Source organism: Nocardiopsis sp. NPDC058631 (genome assembly GCF_042716955.1).
In the GTDB taxonomy this organism is placed as follows: domain Bacteria; phylum Actinomycetota; class Actinomycetes; order Streptosporangiales; family Streptosporangiaceae; genus Nocardiopsis.
Genome location: NZ_JBHXQY010000215.1, coordinates 1 through 1041, shown reverse-complemented (window position 1 = coordinate 1041; position 1041 = coordinate 1). Strand labels below are relative to the sequence as shown.

The window sequence follows — 1041 nt, the reverse complement described above, 5'->3', positions numbered from 1 at the left end:
CGCTACTCGTCCTGCGAGAGATGGCCTGGCAGCCGCTCGCGTCGATCGGCGCAAGCGCCGAGTCAACCGAGAGCATCCACGGACCACGCCCTAGAGTGGCGTTCATGTCCGAAACTCCCGCGCAGCTGTGGCGCGCCCTCGTCTCCGCCGACCCGTCGCGTCCGTTCGTGACCTCCTACGACACCTCCGGCGGCCGCGTCGAACTGTCCCGGGCCACGTTCGACAACTGGGTGTCCAAGACCTCGAACATGCTGGTGGACGGGCTCGGCACGCAGCCGGGAGACCGGGTGGTGATCGCCCTTCCGGTGCACTGGCAGTCACTGGCGTGGCTGGTCTCCTGCTGGTCGGTGGGCGCGGTGGCCGAGTTCGTCCCGGGCGGGGCGGACCTCCCCGCGGACGCGCACGTCGTGGTCACCGGCGCCGACCTCCTGGAGAGCGCGCTGGACAGCGGCGCCGAGGATGTCGTGGGCACCTCGCTGCACCCGTTGGGCCTGCCGCTGGCCGAGGTCCCGCCGATGGTGCTCGACTACTCCGTCGAGGTGCGGGGGTACGGCGACCACTTCCCGGCCTTCCCGGTCGACCCGCAGGAGCCCGCGCTTTGGAGCGGCGGCGCCTGGACAGGTGCCGCCCTGGCCGCCGGGGGCCGGGAGCGGGCCGCGGCCTGGGGGCTGACCTCCGAGGACCGACTGGGCCTGTTCCTGGAACCGGACGCGCCGCTGTCCCTGCTCGGCGAGGGCGCGGAACTCCTGCTCGCCCCGATCGCGGCGGGCGTGCCGCTCGTGGTGACGCCGTTCGACCCCGCGGCCCCGGAGAAGGTCGTGGAGCGGGCCGGAATGGAGAAGGTCACCGTGGTGGGGACCGCCGTGGACGCGGACGTCCTCGCCGGGACGGCGCTCAGGCCGCTCGAAGCGCCCTGACCCCGGGGAGGGCCCTCCCCGGGGTCAGCCCGCTAGTGTCCTGAGTCGTTAATTCGTCGGCAGTACGCTGCGAGGGATTCGAGGATCTCCTCGGCCGTCTTGTGCCATACGAACGGCCGGGGAT

1 protein-coding gene is annotated in these 1041 nt (G+C 72.4%); it reads left to right on the top strand.

Features of this window, described 5'->3' with window-relative positions; genetic code table 11:
- Positions 1-104 precede the first annotated feature (104 nt).
- Entirely contained in the window at positions 105-917 is an 813-nt protein-coding gene (locus tag ACFWTE_RS30020) for a TIGR03089 family protein (RefSeq protein ID WP_378783334.1), read from the top strand.
- Positions 918-1041 lie beyond the last annotated feature (124 nt).